The sequence below is a fragment of the Flavobacterium sp. HJJ genome (assembly GCF_015351475.1).
GTDB classification, from domain to species: domain Bacteria; phylum Bacteroidota; class Bacteroidia; order Flavobacteriales; family Flavobacteriaceae; genus Flavobacterium; species Flavobacterium marginilacus.
Map to the genome: position 1 here is coordinate 141,177 of NZ_JADKPR010000006.1, position 18,301 is coordinate 159,477.

Annotated in this window: 17 protein-coding genes; 9 read left to right on the plus strand and 8 right to left on the minus strand. The window is 34.3% G+C overall.

Features of this window, described 5'->3' with window-relative positions:
- Positions 1–16 precede the first annotated feature (16 nt).
- The 3 genes from IRZ80_RS06970 to IRZ80_RS06980 form a co-directional block, all read right to left on the minus strand.
- Positions 17–385, minus strand: a complete 369-nt coding sequence (locus tag IRZ80_RS06970; protein WP_194640830.1) for a nuclear transport factor 2 family protein — start codon at positions 383–385, stop codon at positions 17–19.
- A gap of 57 nt (positions 386–442) precedes the next feature.
- Positions 443–850, minus strand: a complete 408-nt coding sequence (locus IRZ80_RS06975; protein ID WP_194640831.1) for a hypothetical protein — start codon at positions 848–850, stop codon at positions 443–445.
- 285 nt (positions 851–1,135) lie between these two features.
- Positions 1,136–2,227: a two-component regulator propeller domain-containing protein gene (locus IRZ80_RS06980; RefSeq protein WP_194640832.1), complete on the minus strand. Its 1,092-nt coding sequence runs from the start codon at positions 2,225–2,227 to the stop codon at positions 1,136–1,138.
- Between the two features lie 441 nt (positions 2,228–2,668).
- On the opposite strand from IRZ80_RS06980, the gene IRZ80_RS06985 reads away from it, so the two are divergent.
- The 7 genes from IRZ80_RS06985 (at position 2,669) to IRZ80_RS07015 (ending at position 8,918) form a co-directional block, all read left to right on the plus strand.
- Entirely contained in the window at positions 2,669–3,589 is a 921-nt protein-coding gene (locus IRZ80_RS06985) for an ABC transporter ATP-binding protein (protein WP_194640833.1), read from the plus strand.
- A gap of 119 nt (positions 3,590–3,708) precedes the next feature.
- Positions 3,709–5,025: an ABC transporter permease gene (locus IRZ80_RS06990; RefSeq protein ID WP_194640834.1), complete on the plus strand. Its 1,317-nt coding sequence runs from the start codon at positions 3,709–3,711 to the stop codon at positions 5,023–5,025.
- A 155-nt stretch (positions 5,026–5,180) separates the two neighbouring features.
- Positions 5,181–6,344: a sigma-54-dependent transcriptional regulator gene (locus tag IRZ80_RS06995; RefSeq protein ID WP_194640835.1), complete on the plus strand. Its 1,164-nt coding sequence runs from the start codon at positions 5,181–5,183 to the stop codon at positions 6,342–6,344.
- A 106-nt stretch (positions 6,345–6,450) separates the two neighbouring features.
- Entirely contained in the window at positions 6,451–7,170 is a 720-nt protein-coding gene (locus IRZ80_RS07000; protein WP_194640836.1) for a DEAD/DEAH box helicase, read from the plus strand.
- Positions 7,171–7,276: 106 nt separating this feature from the next.
- A complete protein-coding gene (locus IRZ80_RS07005) occupies positions 7,277–7,495 on the plus strand; it encodes a putative signal transducing protein (RefSeq protein ID WP_100431713.1) in 219 nt (72 codons plus the stop codon).
- An 83-nt stretch (positions 7,496–7,578) separates the two neighbouring features.
- The gene (locus tag IRZ80_RS07010) at positions 7,579–8,391 is read left to right on the plus strand and encodes a Cof-type HAD-IIB family hydrolase (protein ID WP_194640837.1); all 813 of its coding nucleotides are present in this window, start codon (positions 7,579–7,581) and stop codon (positions 8,389–8,391) included.
- On the plus strand, positions 8,391–8,918 hold the full coding sequence (locus IRZ80_RS07015) for a GNAT family N-acetyltransferase (protein ID WP_194640838.1): 528 nt from the start codon (positions 8,391–8,393) through the stop codon (positions 8,916–8,918). Before IRZ80_RS07010 ends, IRZ80_RS07015 begins: the two co-directional genes overlap by 1 nt.
- Positions 8,919–9,028: 110 nt before the next feature.
- On the opposite strand, the gene IRZ80_RS07020 is transcribed toward IRZ80_RS07015, so the two are convergent.
- On the minus strand, positions 9,029–9,550 hold the full coding sequence (locus tag IRZ80_RS07020; protein WP_194640839.1) for a hypothetical protein: 522 nt from the start codon (positions 9,548–9,550) through the stop codon (positions 9,029–9,031).
- A 498-nt stretch (positions 9,551–10,048) separates the two neighbouring features.
- Here IRZ80_RS07020 and mtaB point away from each other — a divergent pair, with 498 nt between their 5' ends.
- Positions 10,049–11,377 carry a tRNA (N(6)-L-threonylcarbamoyladenosine(37)-C(2))-methylthiotransferase MtaB gene (mtaB, locus tag IRZ80_RS07025; protein WP_194640840.1) on the plus strand — a complete coding sequence of 443 codons (1,329 nt, stop codon included), beginning with the start codon at positions 10,049–10,051 and terminating at the stop codon, positions 11,375–11,377.
- A gap of 83 nt (positions 11,378–11,460) precedes the next feature.
- Here the strand turns inward: mtaB and IRZ80_RS07030 are convergent, their stop codons facing one another.
- The 4 genes from IRZ80_RS07030 to IRZ80_RS07045 form a co-directional block, all read right to left on the minus strand.
- Positions 11,461–12,177: a 3-ketoacyl-ACP reductase gene (locus IRZ80_RS07030; RefSeq protein WP_194640841.1), complete on the minus strand. Its 717-nt coding sequence runs from the start codon at positions 12,175–12,177 to the stop codon at positions 11,461–11,463.
- A 109-nt stretch (positions 12,178–12,286) separates the two neighbouring features.
- Complete coding sequence (locus IRZ80_RS07035) at positions 12,287–14,404, minus strand: YfbK domain-containing protein (RefSeq protein ID WP_410504218.1); 2,118 nt, start codon at positions 14,402–14,404, stop codon at positions 12,287–12,289.
- A gap of 608 nt (positions 14,405–15,012) precedes the next feature.
- Positions 15,013–15,513 (minus strand): RNA polymerase sigma factor, encoded by a 501-nt coding sequence (locus IRZ80_RS07040; RefSeq protein WP_194640899.1) that lies wholly within the window; start codon positions 15,511–15,513, stop codon positions 15,013–15,015.
- 116 nt (positions 15,514–15,629) lie between these two features.
- The gene (locus IRZ80_RS07045) at positions 15,630–16,466 is read right to left on the minus strand and encodes a DUF6929 family protein (RefSeq protein ID WP_194640842.1); all 837 of its coding nucleotides are present in this window, start codon (positions 16,464–16,466) and stop codon (positions 15,630–15,632) included.
- 429 nt (positions 16,467–16,895) lie between these two features.
- On the opposite strand from IRZ80_RS07045, the gene IRZ80_RS07050 reads away from it, so the two are divergent.
- Positions 16,896–18,284 carry an MATE family efflux transporter gene (locus tag IRZ80_RS07050; RefSeq protein WP_194640843.1) on the plus strand — a complete coding sequence of 463 codons (1,389 nt, stop codon included), beginning with the start codon at positions 16,896–16,898 and terminating at the stop codon, positions 18,282–18,284.
- Positions 18,285–18,301 lie beyond the last annotated feature (17 nt).

The window sequence follows — 18,301 nt, forward strand, 5'->3', positions numbered from 1 at the left end:
GTTGTCAATTGTGATTTTAATTTTTGATTGTCTGTTCAAGTTCAATATCCATTCTTCGCAATAAATTATCTTCTATGACATAAATGTGTTTTACCATTCCGTCGAACAACAGATTTCCTTGTAAATCCTTCACAATCTGGTGAACTGTCACTTCGAATGTTTCATTTTGTCTTTCATTAAATCCGATTGGTTCAACATTGGGATTTATTTCAGTCCATTGTCTTGTCCAATATTCTCTTATTGCATCATGTCCGGTAACATAACCGCCTTCAAAAGCTTTTGGCCACTGTACATCCAAGTGAAATGTAGAGAGTGCTGTGTCAATATCCCTTGAATTAAAAGCAGAATATGCCTTTTTTATTAAATTTTGGATTTGATTTTTCATGTTTTTACAATGTTCTCTTGTAGAGAGTGTTATGTGAGGTGCGAATATGCGTTTCTATTATTTTAATATTTTTACAAGATATTCTAAGAAATTCTTATTCATTAAATATTGTTTGTTTTCAATGTCTATGAATACTTTATTTCCACAAATTTCTTTACTCTCACCTGAATTATATTCTATTTTTATTTTAAATCTAACATCAACTCCAACTTTAGATTTACTTTCATTTAAATTTTCAAGAAAACTTGTTATCTCTTCAATAGATTTTTCATTTTGGATTGTTTTCAGCTTAATATCATTGCCAAAATAATTAAAAGTTGAACAGTTAATTCTTATTGGAGTTTCAGTATCAAAATCAATGTACTGTATTTTTATTTCTTTTACATCATTCGAATATTTGTAAAGATTCGGATTTTGAAAACTATTAAGCATTGAAATAATCACATAAAATAAAGTTAACTTCATAATTTGGAAGTTTTAGTTGTATACTTCGCATAACGTCAGTCTGTGAATAAACTCAAAAAGAGGCTCTGAGAATCGGCTGTATGAAATTTTTCTCCGAGAGGTATCCGAATAGTTTCTGTTTTTGACTTAGTTTTTTCACAGACTGACGTTCCCGCGCTTGGCGTCAGTTGCGAACTTCGGAACTGATTATTTTCCACTAAGATAATATTTCTTGCGAAACGTGAACGTGAATTTACCACAAAATTCGCAATTGCGCCAAACGTGTGTTGTGCGTCGTACTTTTATTTAATACTTTCTTTCAAAAGACTTCCCATTGAATTGATAAACACCACTTGGATTTGCTCCTCCAAACAATAATTCTCCATTTTTACTTTTATGTATTAACCAAATTTGCTTACTATCAAGGCCGTCCTTTTTAGTAAAATTTGTTACAGAATTACCATTATATCTCCAAACTCCAGATTCTACTGTACCAATCCAAATATTTCCTTTAGAATCCTCTCCAAGTGAAAAAGCTCTATCAAGAGAATTCCCTTTTGTATCTTCCTTTGTCAATTTTTGTTTTGCTGTGAAATTAATAGCTTCTTTCCCATCATATATCAAAACTCCCTTGCCATTATTAGCAATCCAAAGATTTCCTTTACTGTCTTCCAAAATACCTCGAATATGCAAAAAACCATTTTCTTTCTGCAGTCCAAGATAATCATCTGTAATAATCTTAAAGTTAGTGCCATTATATCCAATTAACGCATTGTAAGTTCCAAACCAAATTGTACCATTTTTACCTTTTAGGAAAGGTGTTGAAATTGCATAACCAAACCTACGTTCATCTTCGGATTTTGGTGTAACGGGAAATGTGCGATATGAAAGTTTTTTTCCATCATACTGGTAAACACCTGGATTATTTTCAAGTTTGTTATAACCCTCTATTTCATCACCTTTAAACCAAAGGTCGCTATCATTTAATTTCCAATGTTTTGTTAAGTCGTAATTTCTTTCTTTATAAATTATTATTTTTTTTCCATCATAAATGCTTAAACCTTTGCCACATTCAAACCATATTACACCATTTTTATCTTCATATATATTTCTTATCTGATTGTGACTTAATCCGTTTTCTGTTGTGAAATATTGAAATTTACCATTATGAAGTAAACACACTCCTTCGTTATAACTACCAAACCAAATATTTCCTTTAGTGTCCTCAAGAAATGATCGAACACCAGATGTGAATTTTAGTAATTTAATATCAGTTTTAGTTTGTCCTAGTTGATTATTCTTATCTGATAGATTTCGATTATTGCAAGAGATATTTACAATAATCAATAATGTACAGAAAAGGTTCAGAATATATTGGTTATTTAATTTAAGTTTCATTGTTAGCAAAGATTTTTTAGTATGACGCACAACTAGTTTATATGTCTGATAAAAATAAAATCAAATGGGCTGAATCGGTTTAAAAAACACAATAAATACCAAACTTTCTTTAATGCTAATATATAAACAATTTTTTACAAATTGACAAAGAACAATTTTAAGCTAAAAGTTCTTAAAATTCCTAATGTTCTCCCTAGCCCAGATGGGAGTGGCATCCTGTGTGCCTGGGGTTCAGGTACACAGATATAACGGACAGCTGGATTTAGCTCCTGAAAAATCATTTTATAATTTAATCTTTTGAAAGGCTTGAAAAGGAATGCTCTTTTTTTAGAGGTTTTTATCCGCTATTGCTGGCAAAAGGCTCAAATCATTGGTTTTTGTATAATAATCCTGCCATAATCAGCACGAATTAACTACTTTTGCACTTCTAAAAAATTACCCGTGAGCAGTATTCTTGAAGTAAATAAAGTCATAAAGCAATATGGTGATTATGTTGCGCTAAACGAAGTATCACTGACCGTACCCAAAGGGAGTATTTACGGACTTCTCGGTCCAAATGGAGCTGGGAAAACTTCGCTGATCCGAATCATCAATCAGATTACGATGCCAGACAGCGGTGAAATCATCCTTGACGGTGAAAAACTGCAGCCAAAACACATTCAGCATATTGGCTATCTTCCCGAAGAGAGAGGTTTATACAGCACTATGAAAGTCGGGGAGCAGTGCCTGTATTTGGCACAAATGAAAGGATTGTCTAAGGCTGAGGCCAAAAAACAGCTCGAATATTGGTTTGACCGTCTTGGAATTCAGGGATGGTGGAACAAGAAAATTCAAGAACTTTCAAAAGGAATGGCGCAGAAAATTCAGTTTGTGGTCTGCGTTCTGCACAAACCTAAATTGTTGATTTTTGATGAGCCTTTTTCTGGTTTTGATCCAGTAAATGCCAATGTGATTAAAGACGAGATTTTGGCATTGAAAGAAGATGGAGCAACGATTATTTTTTCGACCCACAGAATGGAAAGTGTGGAGGAACTATGCGATCATATTGCGCTGATTCATAAATCGAACAAGCTGATTGAAGGCAAACTGATTGATGTAAAAAGACAATTTAAAACCAATAGTTTTGAAGTAGGTATACTGTCAGACAATGTGGAAGGTCTGATGTTTGATATTACTCAGAAATTTAAGGTTGGGCCGGCAAATTTTAAATCATTAAACGATGAATTGAAATTGGAGATTCAGATTGGAAATTCAACACCAAATGAATTACTGCATGTTTTAACGCAACGTGGTCAAGTAACCCATTTTGTAGAAAAAATTCCAAGTGTGAATGATATTTTTATTAAAACAGTAGCCGGATAGATAGTTGGATTGTCCGATTTTTGGATTATTAGATTTCTCTGTTATATCTCAATAATCTTTCTATCCAATAATTAATATCTAAAAAATCCAATAATCTAAAAGTCCAATAATCTATTAAAATGAGTATAATTTCATTAATCATAAAAAGAGAGTTTATAGCCAAGGTGCGCAATAAGTCGTTTATTGTGATGACATTTTTAAGTCCTTTGCTGTTTGTTGCAATTACTGCTTTTATTACGTATTTAAGTTCCATGAAGCCAGATACTAAACTTATTGCGATTCATGACGAATCGGGTTTGTTTGTTAATGAGTTTATGGCATTAAATAATAAAAATGGTGATTATAAATACTTGGATTTATCTAAAATTGATATCCAATTTTTGAAAGACAGTATTGTTAAAGAAAATTTTGAAGCCTTGCTGTATGTTCCTAAAACGGTTAATAGCAAAGAGCTGGAAACTAAAATTCAGCTGGTTTCTAATGAAAGCCCAAGTATTGGCTTTATCGAAAGTACACAAGGAATTATTGCAGACAAGTTAACCAAAAATAATCTGGAATTAGCACATTTAGATACTTTAGCAATTAGAAAAGCCAAAGCTCAAGTGGTTTTTAAATTATCAAAAGCTTCAGGAGAAGAAAGTCTTAGAGGGCTTAATGAAATTAAAGTTGGAATAGGAGGGGCTTTTGGTTATCTTATTATGATGTTTATTATTATTTATGGGAATATGGTGATGCGGAGCGTGATCGAAGAGAAAACCAACCGTATTGTTGAAATTATAATATCTTCGGTTAAACCTTTCCAATTGATGATGGGAAAAATAATAGGAACTTCATTGGCTGGATTACTGCAGTTTTTGATTTGGACTGTAATTGGTTTGTCATTAATGTTTGCAGCTTCGGCTTTTTTTGGAGTAAATATTGGTCCCACATCTAGGGTTTCTCCAGAAATCATGCACGCAGCACAACAGGAATTGACCGGTACTGCCCAAATGTATATTAAAGAAATATGGAATCTTCCTATTGCCGGAATCCTGATTGGTTTTGTTGTGTATTTTATTGGAGGTTATTTTTTATACAGTTCTTTTTATGCAGCGATTGGTGCCGCAGTTGATAATCAGACAGATTCACAGCAGTTCCTTTTACCGATTATAATGCCGTTGATGCTGAGTGTTTATATTGGTTTTTTTACAGTAATAAATAATCCTCACGGGACAGTTGCCGTGGTTTTTTCAATGATTCCTCTGACATCTCCTATAGTGATGCTGATGCGTATTCCTTTTGGTGTGCCATGGTGGCAGATTGCAATTTCCGTATCTTTGTTATTCGGTACATTTTTTGGCGTGGTTTGGTTTGCTGCCAAGATTTACCGTGTTGGAATTTTGATGTATGGCAAAAAACCAAGCTGGAAAGAGTTATATAAATGGCTTAAATATTAGAAGCTGCTAAGTTACTAAGTAGCTGATTTGCTAAGTTTTTTAGTTTTATAGATTAATGAGAAGCTTAGAATTTGAGTGTATTTTAAAAAAAAGTGGCTAAGTTGCTAAGTTTTGGAAAAAGCTTAGAAACTTAGAAGCTTAGAAACTTAAAAAATATGAGTAAAATATTAATTATTGAAGACGAAGAAGCAATCAGGAGAGTGTTAGCCAAAATACTCTGTGAAGAAAATGAGTCTTATGAAGTTGATGTCGCCGAAGATGGTGTTATAGGGTTTGGAAAAATAAAAGAAAACGACTATGATTTGGTTTTATGCGACATAAAAATGCCAAAAATGGACGGCGTAGAATTGTTGGAAGCGGTAAAAAAGATTGATACTGAAGTTCCTATCGTAATGATTTCAGGTCATGGAGATATGGAAACGGCGATTAATACGATGCGCCTTGGGGCATTTGACTATATCTCAAAACCGCCGGATTTAAACCGCCTGCTGAATACAGTCCGAAATGCTTTGGACAGAAAAAAACTGGCTGTCGAAAATAAAATTTTAAAAAAGAAAGTCAGTAAAAAATACGAAATAATTGGGGACTGCGAACCTATCAATCTAGTAAAAATAATGATTGATAAAGTCGCTCCCACCGATGCAAGAGTTTTGATTACCGGACCAAATGGGACAGGAAAGGAATTAGTCGCTCATCAGCTGCACGATAAAAGTGAACGTTCTGCCGCTCCTATGGTCGAAGTGAATTGTGCTGCGATACCTAGTGAATTGATTGAAAGCGAATTGTTTGGGCATGTAAAAGGTGCTTTTACATCGGCAGTGAAAGATCGTGCTGGGAAATTTGAAGCTGCAAACAAAGGAACTATTTTCTTAGATGAAATTGGCGATATGAGTCTGTCGGCTCAGGCCAAAGTTCTGAGGGCTTTGCAGGAAGGAATCATTACACGCGTGGGAGCTGACAGCGATATAAAAATTGACGTCCGGGTGATTGCCGCTACCAATAAAGATTTAAAAGTTGAAATAGCAGAAGGCCGATTTAGAGAAGATTTATATCATCGTTTGGCAGTTATTCTCATTAAAGTACCTTCCTTAAATGACAGAAGGGCTGATATTCCGGCACTGATAGAGCATTTTGCTTCCAAAATTGCCGGTGAACAGGGAAATGCAGTTAAACACTTCTCTGCCGATGCAGTCCGTCAGTTGCAGGAATACGACTGGACAGGTAATATTCGTGAATTAAGAAACGTGATTGAACGCTTGATAATCCTTGGAGGAAACGAAATTTCTGAAAGTGATGTTAACGCTTTCGCAAGCAAATAAATAGAAAGCTATAAGCTTTAGGCGTTATGCTCTAAGCAAAAGCTGAAAAAATACGAATAATCAATTTGCTTACGGCTTAATGCCTAAAGCTTATAGCATAAAAAAAATGAAATTAAAAAAAATAAACCAAGTATTGCAGGAAGCCTTAATCGATAGCGGGCTCACAGAAGCAAACGATATGCAGAAAGAAACTTTTTCAACTATAAAAAGCGGTGCAGATGCAATTATTGTTTCTTCAAAGGGTTCAGGAAAATCAACAACTATTGTATTGAATGTTATCCAGCAGCTGGTTTGTGAAGGTGAAGAGTCACCTCGTGCTTTAATTATTGTGGAAGACAAAGCTAAGGTTCTCGCAATGGAAGAGCTTTTTGAAAATCTTGGAAAATTCACTAATTTGAGAGTTTACGGTGTTCATGAAAAAGGAGATATGGATTATGATAAAAACTATATTTCAGCAGGTATTGATGTGCTTATAGGAACTCCTGCTAAATTAAGTGATATGTTTTCTACTGCCGGTTATAATGTAAACCGATTAAGAATGTTTATACTTGATGATGCCGATTCTATTTTGAAACTCCGCCATGAACCAAAAATAATGCGGATATCAAATAGTATTGCCAAAACGCAGCGTATTATATTTACCGATCAGTTAACGGAAAGAATTGAAATTTTGGCCGAAAAAATGCTGGTTGAGCCTTATGTTTTTGATTTTGAAGAGGAATATGACGAAGATGAAGACGATTTCGATGAGGAGGAATCTGTATTTCATGATGTTGATGATTTTGAAGAAGAAGATGAGGAAATTGATGATAATGAAGAAGAATAGAATTTTAGAAATTATTTAAAAAAATAAGTGGTCATCCAGACGAAAAGATTTGATTTTTTTTTGGGGTTAATGATTTTAGAACGTAATAATTAAAAAATAGAACATCATGGGATTAATGAAAGTATTTTCGGGAAGTGAAATTTTAGCATTGGCTCTGCAGGAGAAAATAGAAGCTGCTGGTGTTGAAACCACGGTTAAAAATAATATTCAGTCGGCTAGAATGTCAGGATTTCCAAATTCAGATTCAGCTGTTGAAGTATTTATTCAGGAAACTGATTTTGCAAAAGCAAATCCGGTTATCGAGGAATTTAGGTTGAGTATCTAGTTAAATTAAATTGATTTAATTTTTTTTGAAAGACCTTGGGACGTATTAGTATCAGGGTCTTTTTATAATATAATAATTTTATAATGAAAGAAGTACAATACAAAATGATTGTTGTGGATATGGATGATACGCTTTTAAACGACGATCATATCATATCTGATGAGAATAAAGAAATGATTTTTAAAGCCCAGGAGATGGGAGTTTATGTGGTTTTAGCTTCGGGCAGACCAACATCGGCTATGACAGAATATGCCAAAGAACTGAAAATGGATTATTATAATTCCTATATGATTTCGTTTAATGGTTCGACGATTACTGATTTGAAAGAGGATAAAGTGCTTTTTGAGCACGCTTTGACCAAAGAACAAATACATTCTCTTTACGATTTCAGCCAGCAGAACAATACTCATATTATTACTTATTTGGGCGAACAGATTATTAGTGAAAGACATTCAGAATATATTGATATTGAAAGTACTATCACTGGTATGGAACTTGTGATTGTTCCTAGTTTTAAAGATGCTGTAACAACTTCGGCTGTAAAATGTTTATTGCTGGAAGAGCCAAGTTATCTTAAAAGCGTTGAACCAGTATTGAAAAATGCTATGCCGGATTTGAGTGTGTGTATGTCAAAACCCTTTTTTCTGGAAGCTGCACCAAATGGAATTGATAAAGGAGCTGCAATTCAGATTTTGGCCGAAAAACTCAATATTCATCAAAGTGAAATCATAGCCGTTGGAAATGCAGGAAACGATTTGACGATGGTGCAGTATGCTGGACTGGGTGTTTGGGTTGATAATGTTGATGCAGAATTAAGAGAGTTTGGCGATGTTATTGTGGCATCCAATAATAATCATGGTGTTGCCGAGGTAATTCAGCGTTACATTTTAAAGTAATGAAATCTTGCTTAGAAACAGAAAGACTGATTTTAAGAGAATTATTGCCTTCTGATGATAAAGGAATGTTCGAATTGGACTCAAATCCTGAAGTGCATCGATTTGTAGGGAAGAAGCCTGTAAAAGATATTGAGGAGAGCAGGCTGATGATTGAAAAAATCAGACAGCAGTATATAGATAATGGAATTGGACGCTGGGCTGTTATTCTTAAAGAAACCAACGAGTTTATTGGCTGGTCTGGGATAAAATTAATTAAGGAGACAATCAATAATCATCAGAATTTTTATGAAATAGGATATCGGTTTATAGAAAAACATTGGGGAAAAGGCTATGCTGCCGAAGCTGGATTGGCTTTTACTGCATTTGCTTTTAATGAAATGAAAATCGAGAATCTTTATGCTTACGCAGATGCCGGAAATAAGGGCTCAAGGAATATTCTGGAAAAACTGGGAATGAATTATGTTAATTCCTTTGAATATGAAGGAGAAGAACATGTTTGGTATAGTGCTGAAAATCCAAATTTGTAATTTTTTCGCAAAATAAAAATCCGTCTCATTTTTTTGAAATGAAACGGATTTTTTTGTTGTGGATAGACATGCACTGCAGTGTATCTTGTAACTAAAGAATTTAGTTTTCGTTATTTTTTTGCAACCGAAATAAAATAATTGTTTCCGTCACCCATTGTTAGTTTTACCCTTTCGTCACATACATCGATAACAAATTTGTCATTGTTGTAACAGGTACAGGTTGTTTTTTTGTCTTTTGACATTTCATTATCACATTTTCCAGTTTTATAACCGGCCAATTGCGGCGTGTAAAAAGAAACCAAATCGGTTGATGCTGTTACCAATGAAATAATGCTGGCTGAATTGTCATTTGCAATTCTGTAAACGATTCTGTCAGTATAGTTAATATTGTCAACTGAAACTTTTCTGATGTAAGTGTAAGAAGTAGAAGCTGTTTCTGCTGATTTTTCTTCAAATTTAAAACCAAGGCTTCTAATGTCAAGGTTGAATTTTTCCTGTGAATTATAGCTCGCCCAAGCAGTCAAAGTGCTGATTGTAGGAAATGGGTTTTTGGTTGCTATAGCTGGTGCATTTTGGGCTTGTGAACAAAGTGCGATAAATAGTAGGGAGATTGTGAGGCAGAATGATTTCATTTTATGTTATTATTTAATTTAATATTTGCCTACTCTTTATGGTTTTCGGCGATCCCATATTATTGTTATTAAAATATTTTTTTCCAAAGTCAAATTTTTGACATTTAAGAATATTGTAAAAAAAGTTATATTAATTGTCTTTACACTTTCTAAAACACAAAAAGTTAAATAATATTATCCGCTCTGTTTTATTTTTGTAATAATTTAGATTTTTACATAGCGATATGTCCCTATTTAGTACAATTTAGAGCTTATATGTTAGCTTGTTTTTGGAGTCGTGAAATTAATATTTAAATGAATAGGAACAAAGCCTTGAACGAAAAAATAAAGATTTTGATATGTAAGTTCTATAAGTTTAATGAACGCAAAGATAAAATTACATTTAATGACTCAAAAGCAGTTAAATATAAATAATCATCAGCTTTATAGTGTAGATTTTTGTTTGTAAATTTGCACACTTAAATTTTTTGACAACGATTTCATTGATTTAAGGTAATTATGGAGAATAGAAAAAAAGTGGCTTTTTACACGCTTGGCTGTAAATTGAATTTTTCGGAGACATCTACAATCGCTCGAAATTTAGAAGATGAAGGTTTTGATCGGGTAGATTTTGAAGAAGTGGCCGATATGTATGTAATCAACACCTGTTCGGTTACAGAGAATGCCGATAAGCAGTTTAAACAAGTAGTGCGTAAGGCGATGAAGTTAAACGACAAAGCTTTTGTTGCTGCAGTTGGATGCTATGCACAGCTAAAACCTGAGGAATTGGCAAATGTTGACGGTGTGGATTTAGTTCTTGGAGCTACCGAAAAATTCAAATTAGCAGATTATATCAATGATTTATCGAAAAATGATTTTGGCGAAGTACACTCCTGTGAGATTGCCGAAGCCGATTTTTATGTAGGAAGTTATTCGATAGGAGATAGAACCCGAGCTTTCCTAAAAGTGCAGGATGGCTGTGATTATAAATGCACGTATTGTACAATTCCTTTGGCACGCGGCATTTCCCGAAGTGATGAACTGGAAAATGTCTTGAAAAACGCCTACGAAATTTCGAAACAAAATATCAAAGAAATTGTTCTGACAGGAGTTAATATCGGAGATTATGGAAAAGGGGAATTTGGGAATAAAAAACACGAGCATACATTTTTGGAACTAGTTCAGGCTTTGGACAAAGTGAAAGGTATCGAAAGACTGCGTATTTCCTCTATTGAACCCAATTTATTGAAGAATGAAACAATAGAGTTTGTATCTAAAAGCAGAACTTTTGTACCGCATTTTCATATTCCGCTGCAATCGGGAAGCAATGCTATTTTAAAATTAATGAAGCGCCGTTATTTACGTGAAGTATATACCGAAAGAGTTAATAAGATTCGCGAAGTTATGCCGCACGCTTGTATTGGTGTAGATGTGATTGTTGGTTTTCCTGGAGAAACTGATGAGCATTTCTTAGAAACGTATCATTTTCTGAATGAAATGGATATTTCCTATTTACACGTTTTTACGTATTCGGAAAGAGATAATACCGAAGCTGCCGAAATGGAAGGTGTTGTTCCTGCGAATGTCCGCGCTAAACGCAGTAAAATGCTTCGTGGTTTATCCGTAAAAAAACGCCGCGCGTTTTACGAAAGTCAGTTAGGAACAAACAGAACTGTACTTTTTGAAAGCGAAAATAAGGAAGGTTACATACATGGTTTTACAGAAAACTATGTAAAAGTAAAAACACCTTGGAATCCAGAATTAGTAAATACGCTGCACGAAATCAATCTGACAAAAATTGACGAAGACGGAAGCGTGAGAATGGAATTTTTAAATGTTGAAGTTTAAAGACGCTAACACGAATTTCACGAATCGTACTTGAAATTATAAATTAATTCGTGCTCATTCGTGAAATTCGTGTTTAATAATTCTTAAGGATTTGTTGACCAAATACTGCTGTTTTTGATAAAAACGCGTCGGTTTAATTTTAGCTGAGCGATGATTAATTCAGCCATATCTTCGGATTGCATTACTTTATCGGGATTGCCATCTGTAAGTTTTAAATCTTTTGCCATATCAGTCGCAACCGTACTTGGAGTCAAAGCTGTAACACGAATGTTGTGTTTACGTACTTCCTGCATCAGAGAATCAGTCAAACCTAAAACGGCAAATTTCGAAGCACTGTACGCACTGGTCAATGCATTTCCGTTTAATCCCGCTGTGGATGAAATGTTTATAATGTCTCCCGTTTGTCTTTCGATCATATTTGGCAAAATAGCACGGGTTACATAATACGTTCCCATTAAATTCACCTGAATGATACGTTCCCAAGCTTCCGGTTCCAATTCCAGAAACTTGCCAAAAGCAGCAATTCCTGCATTGTTGATTAAAATATCAATCGATCCGAATTCTGATAAAGCTTTCTCCACGGCAGTATTTACCGAGTTGATATCGGCAACATCAGCAGTTATTGCCAGCGCTTTCACTCTCAAGGAACGTGCTTTTGCAGCTACATTGTCGATTTCCTCTTGTGTTCTAGCCAATAAAATTACATTGACTCCTTCTTTGGCCAAAGCCAATGCGATTGCTTTTCCAATTCCTTTCCCAGCACCAGTAATAAGTGCATTTTTATTTTTTAAATCGTTCATTTTTGTTTTCTATTTGTTCAGAAATCAAAGTTAAGGTATTTGTTTAGGCAGAAGAAAATTAAATACAAAAAAGACCTAACAGGTTTCAAAAACCTGTTAGGTCTAAAAACTATTTCATAGTTTCAACCAATCGGATAAACTCAGCTTTATAGCCATCTTCATCATTTGATAATCCTTCCTTAGCTAATTTTTTAATGTCTTCTGAAGATTTATTCGGGACCAGATTGGAATCTCTTAATTTCAGTCCAAACCAAGCAACAGCTGCGCTGAATTTGAAATCATCCGATGAGTTTTTCAACGGAATTGATTTGTTTTCAATCACTTTTACCATTTCGATGCTTTTGTTTCCATCTGGTTTTTTATAGCGGAATTTTATCGTTGCCAGTTCATCCGAATAGTCACTTTCATTTGAACTGGTTTTGGTATATTTCAAATCCAGCTGATTGTTTATGAACTCACTTTTTACACCTGTTGGAATTACTTCATATAAAGCAGTAACGGTATGTCCGCTCCCTAATTCGCCGGCATCAATAGCATCATTGGTAAAATCTTCTGGGCGTAATTTTCTGTTTTCGTAACCAATCAATCGATACGCCTGTACTTGTTTTGGATTGAATTCGATTTGGATTTTTACATCTTTGGCGATAGCAAACATAGAACCTTTGAATTCTTTTCCTAAAAAGCGATTCGCTTCCTGAATGTTGTCGATATAAGCATAATTCCCATTGCCTTTATCGGATAACGTTTCCATTTTGCTGTCTTTGTAATTTCCCATTCCGTAACCCAGACACGTCAGGAATACGCCCGATTTCCTTTTTTGTTCGATCAAAGTCTGCATATCTGTATTGGATGTTGCGCCTACGTTGAAATCGCCATCAGTAGCCAGAATCACACGATTATTTCCTCCTTTGATGAAATTTTCTTCGGCTAGTTTATAGGCCAATTCTATTCCGGCACCACCGGCCGTGCTTCCACCTGCATTGAGTTTTTCCAGAGCATCGATTATAGTCTGTTTTTGATCTCCAGCAGTTGGAGGTAAAACCATTCCTGCTGCTCCGGCATATACTACAATCGCTACTTTGTCTTTTTTTCGGAGTTCGTTTACCAAAATTTTCATTGACTGTTTAAGCAATGGTAATTTGTTGGCATCACTCATAGAACCAGAAACGTCGATAAGAAAAACGAAATTGGAAGCGGGCAAATTATCTGTTGGTATGTTTTTTCCCTGCAAGCCAATTTTTAATAATTGATGATTTGGATTCCAAGGGCAATTATTGTATTCGGTATTGATCGAAAAAGGATGTTGATTTTGTGGCTGTGGATATTTGTATTTAAAGAAATTCATCATTTCTTCGACTCTCACAGCATCTTTTGGAACGGTTTGACCGTCGTTTATAAATCGTCTTATATTGGTGTACGAAGCATTGTCTACATCAATCGAGAAGGTAGATAATGGTGTTGCTTTTGGACTTTCGAATTGATTTTCTATAAATGATGTGTAATCTTCTAAATCTTCTTTAAAATCTAAGTCATCATAATCAGCATTTTTTTCATCTAATTTATCTTCCAGTTTCTCAATTTTTTTCTGCTCATTATCCGTAGGATTTTTAGAAGTTATCATAATAACCCCATTTTTGCCTTTATTCCCAAATGTCTTTAAGGCATCATTGGTTTTGATAACTTCAATTGTTTCAAATTCATTAAAATCAATAGTGTTTAATTTTTTCTTCGAAATTTCATAACCATTTAAATATAGCAGTGGCTTGTTGTTAATACCAAATTCTTTTTCACCCGCTTGAATAATTTCATCTATAAAGCCTATATTATTTTCAGTTGTATTCCTTTTAGAATTTGGATTAGATTTCTCTTTGTTTTTTTGTTTTGCTAATGGTACTGCTGTTTTCTTTTTTGATGTTCCATAGCCCACTACTACAATTTCGTTTAATGTTTGGGTCGAAGATCGCATTTTAATATTTAGTATATCTGATTTTTCGACGGTTGCATATTTATTGTCATAACCTATAAATAGAAAAACAAGTTCATCTCCTTTTTCTGCTTTGATATTGAATTTTCCGTCAAAGTCAGTTGCAACTACTTGTTTTGTCCCTTTTATCATGACATTCGCTCCAGGTATTGGTATGTTGTTTTCGTCAGTGACAATTCCTGATATACTTCTTGTTGTGGTATTATAAGTTGAAGTGATACTGTTCTTTTCTTTCGAAACAATTGTTTCTGTTTTTGGAATAGATTTTATTTTATTAGTTTGAAAATAGTATTCTGGATTATCTACATCTTTTGCAGTTGTAAATCTTGCTCCTTTTATGAAGTAAACAGAATCATTTTCCTTTTTAATAGTTTCATTCTCAACGGCAACCATTTCATTCAAAACATTACTATTTGCTTCAGTAGTTGGAGATGCATTTTTACTTAAAAATATTTTTGTTTGCGGAATTGTATCTAAAAGAACTAAAGGTTTTTGTTTTTCAATTTGTTTTTTTAGAATAGTAACCGCATCAGGTTTGATATTTTCTGAAGGTTTTGATATACTATTTGTATCTTCCTTTTCTTGAATAACCACATTGTTTTCTTCCGAAGCTTTTGGAGTTGTTATTTTTGAATCTGTTTTGAAAAACTGATAACCCAATGAGAAAAACAATAGGAGTGAAGCCGCAATTGCCAGCTTTTTCCAAAGAATAATTGTTTTTTTATCTTCTTTTTTGTCGAGTTTTTCCTCTACACGCGTCCATACTTTTTCGAAGGCAGGAAAGTCTTTCTCTTCTGCTTTTTGCGAAGCATTTTTTATTTTGTTGAATATTTTATCTTGATTGTCCATGACTATTTCGCTTTTTGGTAATACAAATTGTTTACTAACTCTTTGAGCTTGGTTTTCGAAGCATTCAATTGTGATTTTGAAGTGCCTTCGGAAATGTTAAGCATAGTCGCAATTTCTTTGTGACTGAAACCTTCGATAACGAAAAGATTAAAAATGGCTTTGCAACCGTCAGGAATATGATTGAGTAAATTGAGTAAATCTTCTTGCTCAAGCTCCGTTACTTCATCTGTAAATGGCTGAGAAATAATTTTAACATCATCAAGATATAGGTTGAAATTGGTTTTTTTCTTGAGAGTTGCCAAACAATGATTTACCGTAATTTTTCGGCACCAAGCTTCAAAAGCGCCCAGCTCTTTGAGCTGATCGAGTTTTGTGAAAATAGTATAGAAAGCATCGGCCAAGGCTTCTTCTATTTCTTCTTCTTTCTTTAGGTAACGCTTGCAGGTGCGATACAATTTGGGAGCCATGAGCTCATACACTTGACGCTGGGCATCGCGGTGCATTTTTTTGCAGTCAGAAATTAAGTTTTCGTTTATCACAATTGTTATCTTTCTACTAAAGAGGATGAAAAAGAGAAAAAGGTTGGGAAGGAATTAAAATATTTTTTAAATGTGATTTCTTATTTGTGTTTTGGAATGGATAATTTATAAATTGTAGTTTCTAAAACGTCGGTGTCTTTGTCTTCGCAAAGCAAAAACGCAATTGAATTATCGCTGTTTTGATAAACGGTAATTCCTTCGAATTTTTGGGTGTCACTGATTTTTTTGGTAAAATCGATTTTCATTGTTTTGGTATCAATACAGCCAATGAAGCTTCCCAGGATTTCACCATCGTGGTAAGTTGATTTAGTATCTTCGGACGTTGCGAGAAAATAAATTTTGCCATCGAGCAGAACAGCATCCGTAAAACTGCTTCGTACTCCTTTTATTTTGGGTAATTTATAGTTGTTAGAAAGGATCTTGAATTCGTTTACTAAGTTTTTGCCTTGAATGGTGAAAACTGTATTTTTGGCCGATTCGCCATTGCCTCGATTGAATAAATACCATTCTTCGCCAGTATAAATGGCACCTTCAATATTAAAATCTTCGGGTTTGATTTCGCCGAAACTCTGCATTACTCCGTATAAATCAGTAAGGTCGTTTGTTCGGATTTCTTTTTGGAATGTATTAATTTCTACCATCGCGTTTCTTTTTTGGGTAGAACCTGAACCAAAAACATAGAGTGTGTCTCCAAAATGAGTAATAGCTTCAAAATCGGGTTTTTCGCTTTTTACAATATTGGCTGCAGCATTTTCGATGATTTCATGTTGCTGCAATGTTTGTGAGGGAATGGCGTATTCGTATAAGAATCCGCTGTTGTCGCCAATGATAAATAAGCTGTTATCTTTGTAGATGAGTCCGGAGGCAGAACCAATTCCGATGATGTGAAAAAGAATTTCGAGTGTGAATTTTTCCATTAAATGTTATTTTGAAAATGAATGCCCTAGCCCAGATGGAAGTGGAAATTATTACTTCACTAACTTTTATTTTCATAGGAGTTCAGTGAATTGCATTTGCAGTGAACAGCTGGATTAAGCTCCTTCAAAAATACAGTATATAAACTGTAATTTAATTTTTGAGTAAAAAAATGTGCCGAAAAACTGCACATTTTTTATAGAAGCTGGATGATTTTATAAATCAAAACCATAAGCAGCGCAAATACCTGCCTGGCCAACACCTTTACCTAGATTTCTATTATTATTCCATCTTGGAAAATTATTATGGATAGAGGTATTTTGAGTTTTTATATAATTCGGAGCTGATCTGCATTAAGTTTTTTTATGAATAAAATAATTTTGACAGAATCAGTTTGTTCTAATTACCTTTGCCGACTAAATAAAATCAAAATGAATTTTTCTAAATACACCCAAGAATTTGCATATAATATTAAGTTGGCTTACCCGGTAATTTTAGGAATGCTTGGACATACTCTTATAGGTATTGTTGATAATTATATGGTTGGAAATCTAGGCTCTACCGAACTTGCGGCAGTTTCTCTGGGGAATAGTTTTATCTTTTTGGCTATGGCCATCGGAATAGGATTTTCTACAGCAATTACACCTTTGGTGGCAGAAGCAGATGCCGAAAAAAATGATAAAAAGATCCGAACTACGTTTCATCATGGCCTGCTGTTATGTACTGTTTTGGGGATCTCATTGTTCATTATAACTGTGTTGTCAAAGCAGTTAATGTATTATATGAATCAGCCAGAAGCAGTGGTTTTACTAGCCGCTCCTTATGTTGACTGGGTTGCTTTTTCCTTGATTCCGGTTGTGATGTATCAGGGATATAAGCAATTTGCCGACGGTTTGTCTTTGACGAAATATTCGATGTATTCGATTATTCTGACCAATGTGGTGCACGTTTTTTTTAATTATGTACTGATTTATGGATTTTGGTTTTTTCCAAAATTAGGAGTGACCGGAGCGGCATTGGGAACGGTTATTTCCAGAATAATGATGGTCGTTTTTATGCATTATCTGATGAAGCACAATGCTGTGATGCATAAATATTTTAAAAATTTCACTTTCAAAGAAATCAAAAAATCAATAATCAAAAAAATTATTAACCTTGGAATCCCTTCTGCAATGCAGATGCTGTTTGAGGTGACTTTGTTTACGGCTGCAATATGGCTTTCGGGATCGCTGGGAAAAAACAGTCAGGCGGCGAATCAGATTGCGCTTATATTAGCATCGTCAACATTTATGGTAGCAATGGGTTTGAGTGTTACTGCGATGATTCGTGTGGGGCATTCCAGAGGTGTGGCAGACTATAAAAATTTGATTATTGTAGCCCGATCTATCTTTTTATTAGCAATAATTACCGAAGCTTTCTTTGCATTAATCTTTGTAGTTTTTCATAATTATCTGCCGCATTTGTTTCTGAATATGCACGATCCAGCACAAACTTTAGATAATAAAGAAATCATTATGATTACTTCAAAATTATTATTGATAGCCGCTATTTTTCAAATTTCAGATGGAATTCAGGTTGTAGTTCTTGGAGCTTTGAGAGGTCTGCAGGATGTAAAAGTTCCTATGTACATTACGTTTGTTGCCTATTGGATAGTTGGTTTTCCTATTTCTTTTTATTTGGGGAAATATACTGATTTGAAAGCCGTGGGGGTCTGGATCGGACTTTTGGCGGGACTGACGGCGGCGGCTTTATTTTTATATATTCGATTTGTACGCCTGACAAAAAAACTGGTTACACAGCATACTGATAAAGAAGTTTAGAAAGATAATTTGTTTTT

What these genes read in the sequence shown, in the direction of transcription:
- IRZ80_RS07045 (WP_194640842.1), bottom strand. Translation starts at nt 16,466, where the DNA reads ATGGAAAAATTCACACTCGAAATTCTTTTTCACATCATCGGAATTGGT.
- IRZ80_RS07000 (WP_194640836.1), top strand. Translation starts at nt 6,451, where the DNA reads ATGAAATTAAAAAAAATAAACCAAGTATTGCAGGAAGCCTTAATCGAT.
- IRZ80_RS06970 (WP_194640830.1), bottom strand. Translation starts at nt 385, where the DNA reads ATGAAAAATCAAATCCAAAATTTAATAAAAAAGGCATATTCTGCTTTT.
- IRZ80_RS06995 (WP_194640835.1), top strand. Translation starts at nt 5,181, where the DNA reads ATGAGTAAAATATTAATTATTGAAGACGAAGAAGCAATCAGGAGAGTG.
- IRZ80_RS07015 (WP_194640838.1), top strand. Translation starts at nt 8,391, where the DNA reads ATGAAATCTTGCTTAGAAACAGAAAGACTGATTTTAAGAGAATTATTG.
- IRZ80_RS07050 (WP_194640843.1), top strand. Translation starts at nt 16,896, where the DNA reads ATGAATTTTTCTAAATACACCCAAGAATTTGCATATAATATTAAGTTG.
- mtaB (WP_194640840.1), top strand. Translation starts at nt 10,049, where the DNA reads ATGGAGAATAGAAAAAAAGTGGCTTTTTACACGCTTGGCTGTAAATTG.
- IRZ80_RS07010 (WP_194640837.1), top strand. Translation starts at nt 7,579, where the DNA reads ATGAAAGAAGTACAATACAAAATGATTGTTGTGGATATGGATGATACG.
- IRZ80_RS06980 (WP_194640832.1), bottom strand. Translation starts at nt 2,227, where the DNA reads ATGAAACTTAAATTAAATAACCAATATATTCTGAACCTTTTCTGTACA.
- IRZ80_RS07040 (WP_194640899.1), bottom strand. Translation starts at nt 15,513, where the DNA reads ATGCACCGCGATGCCCAGCGTCAAGTGTATGAGCTCATGGCTCCCAAA.
- IRZ80_RS06975 (WP_194640831.1), bottom strand. Translation starts at nt 850, where the DNA reads ATGAAGTTAACTTTATTTTATGTGATTATTTCAATGCTTAATAGTTTT.
- IRZ80_RS07020 (WP_194640839.1), bottom strand. Translation starts at nt 9,550, where the DNA reads ATGAAATCATTCTGCCTCACAATCTCCCTACTATTTATCGCACTTTGT.
- IRZ80_RS07005 (WP_100431713.1), top strand. Translation starts at nt 7,277, where the DNA reads ATGGGATTAATGAAAGTATTTTCGGGAAGTGAAATTTTAGCATTGGCT.
- IRZ80_RS07030 (WP_194640841.1), bottom strand. Translation starts at nt 12,177, where the DNA reads ATGAACGATTTAAAAAATAAAAATGCACTTATTACTGGTGCTGGGAAA.
- IRZ80_RS06990 (WP_194640834.1), top strand. Translation starts at nt 3,709, where the DNA reads ATGAGTATAATTTCATTAATCATAAAAAGAGAGTTTATAGCCAAGGTG.